Here is a 5,252-nt window from a genome sequence, read left to right as displayed (position 1 = left end):
TGACCGAGCAGGCCACCATCACCGTCGAGATCGAAGAAGTTCGTCTCGAACGTGTCCAGTTTCAGCCACTTCCCGCTGATTGGATCTTTACTCCAGCGCGGCCGCCCGCGGCGTGTCTCATCGATACCGAGCACCCGAACCTGCCGGGGCTCAACCAGTTGCGCGTCCGCTTTGGCCACGAACGCCGCATGCACGATCGGCCAGCTCAACCCGTGTTCACGCACCGCGGCCGCGACCGAAGCACCCGCGGCGACCGCGTCCGCGGCCGCGCGGCGCAACCGGCCAGTGGCTCGGGCCCCGGCCGGGATCTCTCGGACGCATTCAGTGAACGCCTTGCGCGGACACGACTGTTCCCGACACGCGTACTGGGTCTTGTGCCAGCGAACTGCCAGCGGCTCTTCCCCATACCCAAGATCCTTCGGCCTGGTTGTCCGATACTGGCGGACCGTGTCCGAGAACACCCCGCACACCGGACAAGCCGAGGCGCCGGTGTCATCGGTGACCACATGCACCAACCGCCCACCATCGACACGCTCAACATCGCGCACCGCGACCCCTGGCAGGCCAAACAGAATCGTCGTACCGTCATCCATGTCCGTGGCTCCTTCTACTGGTTTGGCGTAGACACCGCCAGCATCAAGGGGCCACGGACGTAATCAGCCCAAGCTGACCAAACTCAAGATCGTGTCTCCCCCCCAACTTCGAAGAACCGATAAGAACACTCGCCGTTGACCCGGGATTCGTTGGCAGAGGCGTGGGCGGGCGAGTTCTGCGGCTTCTGCTGGATCGAGCGGAGATGCTAGGCGTGGGTCGCGTGTTCTGTCTTACTTTCGAAACTGGGTTCTTCGAACGCCATGGATTCGAGCGATACCAAGGCGAGGTTGTGCCGCCCGAAGTGTTCGCCGAACTCCTTCGATCTGAAGATGAGGGAGTAGCCGAGTTCCTGGACTTGGAACGAGTGAAGCCGAATACGCTTGGTAATGAGCGGATGATTCGCCGTCTTTCGTCCGCGAGTCGTGCCAATATCGGAGCTGTTTGATAATCGCTATTGACTGCGGGCGAGTCATGTGGTGTATCGTCATGCGTATGCCAGAGTTCTGGCAGGAGAACTTCCAGTGAGTTTAGTTCACGAGAGTTCAGAAACAGAAAGTGAGTAAACAAGTGACACGTAGAATTACGGAATGGCTAGAGGACGACCTCAAGGGCGGTCCGGCTGACGAGACAGTGAGATTCTGCTTGGACGGAAGAGCGTTCGAGATTGACTTGTCGGCAGCGAATGCCGAGGAGCTTCGAGGTTTGTTCCAGGTCTACATCGATAAGGGGCGCCGTGCTGAGCGTACGCGCGCTCGCCGCCACGCCCGCGATGGCCGCGATGGCCGCGGCAGGGCCGCTGAGATGAGGGCCTGGGCCAGGGCCAATGGCATGAAGGTCACCGAGCGCGGGCGAGTCCCGGCTGATGTCGTGGCTGCGTTTGAGGCCGCGAACTCCTAACGTCAGGTCGCAGCGACGAACTTCGCGCCTTAGCCGTCGATCGCCTGTTGGTACACGTCGATGGTCCTGTGGGCGATGGTGTCCCATCCGAACTTGCTGATCGCCCGCTCTCGCCCGGCTAGGCCGAACGTTGACGCCAACGCTGGATCACACACGACCCGGTTGATCGCGGCGGCGAGGGCCGACTCGAATTCGGCTGGATGCTTCTCGTCGTAGTGCACTAGTAGTCCGGTGGCCTCGTCATCGACTACCTCTGGGATCCCGCCGACATCGCTGGCGACTACGGCCGTCTCGCACGCCATGGCTTCAAGGTTGACGATGCCCAGGGGCTCGTAGATGGATGGGCAGGCGAAGACCGCCGCGTGCGTGAGGAGCTGGACCACGTCCGGCCGCGGAAGTTGCTCCTGGATCCAGACCACCGCGTCGTCGCCGCGCTTCGCCTTCAGCGCTGACACCTGGGCCGCGACTTCTCGTCCCAGCTCCGGAGTGTCAGGCGCGGCTGCGCACAAGACCAATCCGACGCCCGGCTCAAACCGCTCGGCCGCCCGCAGCAGGTGCGGCAGTCCCTTCTGGCGCGCGATCCTGCCGACGAAGATCGCGTATGGCCGATCGGTCCGGACGCCGTTGCGCTCAAGCGCGTCGGCCTCGGGAACCGGGCTGTACTCCACCGTGTTGATGCCGTTGTGGACGACATGGACCCTGGCCGGGTCGATCCAGGGGTAGCAGTCCAACACGTCGTCACGCATACCGGCGCTGACGGCGATGATCGCATCGGCCTCCGCGTAGGCGGCTCTCTCAGCCCATGACGACACTCGGTACCCGCCACCGAGCTGCTCTTCCTTCCAGGGTCGCCTTGGTTCAAGGGAGTGCGCACTGATCACGTGTGGGATGCCGTGCAGAAGCGCGCCGATGTGGCCGCCCATGTTCGCGTACCAGGTGTGGGAGTGGACAACATCGCATCCGGCGGCTCCGCTCGCCATGCGCAGGTCAACCGCGAGCGTCTGGAGCGAGAAGTTGTCGTCCGCCATGTCCGATGGCGGCTCGTAGGCCATCGCGTCGACCCGGGGAGCTCCGAAACACTGCACCTGTACGTCGGCGAGCTTGGCAAGCTCGGCGACAAGATGCTCTACGTGGACCCCGGCTCCGCCGTAGATCTCAGGTGGCCATTCGCGGGTCAGGATCCCTATTCGCACGTCACTGAGCCTATGGCGTTGGACTCAAGATCGCTCTTCGGTTAGGCACGTCTGGCGACGAACGCTTTGCATACATAGGGCAGTTCGAACTCGTCATTGCCCTGGAGGTCTGGATGTTCAGCGACGAGTCGGCGCGTCTCGGCCTCCATCTGATCCAGCTCCCCCCGAAGAATCAAGAGCGAGTGCGTTCGAAGCAGACCCACGAGCCTGTCGGCGTCCATCGGGTGGCCGTGATCGACTTCGATGAGTTCGCTGCTGCCGAAGTACTCGCCGAACGACGGCACGCGAGAATCGTCGAACTGAGAATAGGTGTCCATCAAGTCGATTCTTTGACTGTGTCGCAGGACCCAGTCGACGCGATCGTCGCGCAGGTTCCACACGATGGCGAAGACGCCGCCGGGCCGAAGCACGCGCGCGACTTCCGGCAAGCCCCGGGCCGGGTCGACCCAATGCCACATCTGCGCGGCGATGACAACATCAACCGATTGGTTCGGCAGGGGGATCTGCTCGGCACTGCCGATCAGCGCGCAGTCGGGTCCGACGACGGTGCCCAGGACGTCATGCATGCGTTCGTCGGGTTCCAGCGCGACTACGTCGAGGCCTCGATCCCTTATCGCGGCGGACATCAAACCCGTGCCCGCTCCCAGATCCAGAACCTTCGGGTTCCCGCGCCCGTGGCGACGAGCGACGATCGCGTCGATGATGGCTGCGGGATACTCCGGGCGGTACCGGTGGTATTCGTTGGCCGTGGCTCCGAACGATCGGCGCCTCCATTTGAGCTCAGAGGCTTCCTTTGACATGGTGGCAATCTCTCACGCCAGTTGGTTCGCGGCCAGGCGATCGGGCATCTTGGGCGAAGGGGTCGGCGCTCGGCCCGCGTCAGTCCGCCGGCGTGGGTAGTGTGAAGCCGTGACTTCGCCACGTGTTCTCGGAATCGTTCTCGCGGGAGGCGAAGGCAAGCGCCTGATGCCCCTGACCGCCGATCGCGCCAAGCCTGCGGTGCCGTTCGGCGGCTCGTACAGGTTGATTGACTTCGTCCTGTCGAACCTCGTCAACGCGGGCTACCTGCGTATTTGCGTGCTCACCCAGTACAAGTCGCACTCCCTTGACAGGCACATCACGACGACATGGCGCATGTCAGCGATGACTGGCGATTACGTCACCTCGGTGCCGGCGCAGCAGCGCTTGGGCCCCCGGTGGTACACGGGCTCCGCCGATGCGATCTGCCAGAGTCTGAACTTGGTCTACGACGAGCAGCCCGATTACGTGGTCGTGTTCGGCGCCGATCATGTCTATCGCATGGATCCGCGCCAGATGGTTGATCGCCACATCGAGACCGGCGCTGGGGTGACGGTCGCGGGTATCCCTGTCGCGAGGCACACGGCAGATCAGTTTGGTGTGATTGGGGTCGGTAGGGACGGCAGCACGATCAGTCAGTTCCTGGAGAAGCCAGACGATCCGCCATCAATCCCCGGCAAGCCAGATCTGGCCTACGCGTCCATGGGGAATTACGTGTTCTCAACGGGGACTCTCATCGAGGCGCTTCAGGCCGATGCTTCCGATGAGGGGTCCATCCACGACATGGGGGGCAGCATCCTGCCCATGCTCACTAATGCCGGAGCGGCGCACGTCTACGACTTCGGGGGCAATGAGGTGCCCGGTGCGACTGACCGGGATCGCGCCTACTGGCGTGACGTTGGGAGCCTGGACGCCTACCACGACGCGCACATGGATCTGGTCTCGCTCCATCCCGTGTTCAATCTCTACAACAGTGATTGGCCCATACTGACCAGCGCACCTCAGATGCCCCCCGCGAAGTTCGTGGAGGGCGGGACTATGGACGAGTCGATGGTCAACTCCGGCTCGATCATCTCCGGCGCGCACGTTAGGTCCTCGGTGGTCTCGCACAACGTCATCATCGCTGAGGGCGCTGTCGTGGAGGGCTGCGTGCTGTTGCCCGGCGTGCGGGTTGGCCCCAACGCAGTGCTGAACAACGTGATCCTGGACAAGAACGTGATCGTGCCACCTGGCGTGCACATAGGTGTCGACCTGGACAGCGACAGACAGAAGTACACCGTGTCCGATGGCGGTGTCGTCGTCCTGGGCAAGGGGCAGGAAGTGGTTTGATGCCTCTTCCGATTTCGCGGGCGCGCGGCCTCGGGTCCCCGCCCCGGCTACTCCAGTAGTGGCGGTGGGGGCTTGTCGGTGATGGTGATTCCGGCTGGGGTGCGCCATGTCCAGCCGGCCGCTGCCTCGTTGCGGTCTTGCCCTGTCTTGGGGTCTGGGCCAGGGTCAAGGCCTGGGTCTAGGTCCCAGCCGTGGTGGGTCTTCTGGCCGTGATGCCTCCGACACAACGGCCCTAAGTTCTGCGCTGTGGTAGCTCCCTTGGGCCATGGGACGGCGTGATCAAGATCGCAAGCCTGGGACTGGCGGCGGCAGCCAGGATGGCGGCAATACGGTTCGCGGGCCCGAACCAACCGAGCCAACGCCGCACCCGGGGTATACGTTCGAGAACCAGTCGCCGTCACCGTCGACGACGCCGCATCGGTAACCCACAACCGCCACTTG

Annotated in this window: 7 protein-coding genes; 3 read left to right on the top strand and 4 right to left on the bottom strand. The window is 63.4% G+C overall.

Features of this window, described 5'->3' with window-relative positions:
• The coding region (locus Q8P38_01185) for a transposase family protein (protein ID MDP4013228.1) at positions 1-593 on the bottom strand (593 nt) is incomplete at its 3' end.
• Positions 594-712: 119 nt separating this feature from the next.
• Here Q8P38_01185 and Q8P38_01180 point away from each other — a divergent pair.
• Positions 713-1,039 carry a GNAT family N-acetyltransferase gene (locus Q8P38_01180; GenBank protein ID MDP4013227.1) on the top strand — a complete coding sequence of 109 codons (327 nt, stop codon included), beginning with the start codon at positions 713-715 and terminating at the stop codon, positions 1,037-1,039.
• A 122-nt stretch (positions 1,040-1,161) separates the two neighbouring features.
• Positions 1,162-1,491 carry an Lsr2 family protein gene (locus Q8P38_01175; GenBank protein MDP4013226.1) on the top strand — a complete coding sequence of 110 codons (330 nt, stop codon included), beginning with the start codon at positions 1,162-1,164 and terminating at the stop codon, positions 1,489-1,491.
• A gap of 29 nt (positions 1,492-1,520) precedes the next feature.
• Here Q8P38_01175 and glgA read toward each other — a convergent pair whose 3' ends face one another.
• Both glgA and Q8P38_01165 read right to left on the bottom strand, forming a co-directional pair.
• Positions 1,521-2,684: a glycogen synthase gene (glgA, locus tag Q8P38_01170; GenBank protein ID MDP4013225.1), complete on the bottom strand. Its 1,164-nt coding sequence runs from the start codon at positions 2,682-2,684 to the stop codon at positions 1,521-1,523.
• Positions 2,685-2,725: 41 nt separating this feature from the next.
• Entirely contained in the window at positions 2,726-3,484 is a 759-nt protein-coding gene (locus tag Q8P38_01165) for a class I SAM-dependent methyltransferase (protein MDP4013224.1), read from the bottom strand.
• Between the two features lie 109 nt (positions 3,485-3,593).
• Between Q8P38_01165 and glgC the strand changes: the two genes are divergently transcribed.
• A complete protein-coding gene (gene glgC / locus Q8P38_01160) occupies positions 3,594-4,811 on the top strand; it encodes a glucose-1-phosphate adenylyltransferase (GenBank protein MDP4013223.1) in 1,218 nt (405 codons plus the stop codon).
• Positions 4,812-4,858: 47 nt separating this feature from the next.
• Here glgC and Q8P38_01155 read toward each other — a convergent pair.
• Positions 4,859-5,252: HNH endonuclease signature motif containing protein (locus Q8P38_01155; protein MDP4013222.1), on the bottom strand; the 394-nt coding region annotated here is incomplete at its 5' end.

The sequence above is a fragment of the Candidatus Nanopelagicales bacterium genome, from assembly GCA_030700225.1.
Taxonomy (GTDB): domain Bacteria; phylum Actinomycetota; class Actinomycetes; order S36-B12.
Note: the sequence above shows the minus strand (reverse complement) of the source record. Positions and strands in the feature narration are given on the sequence as shown.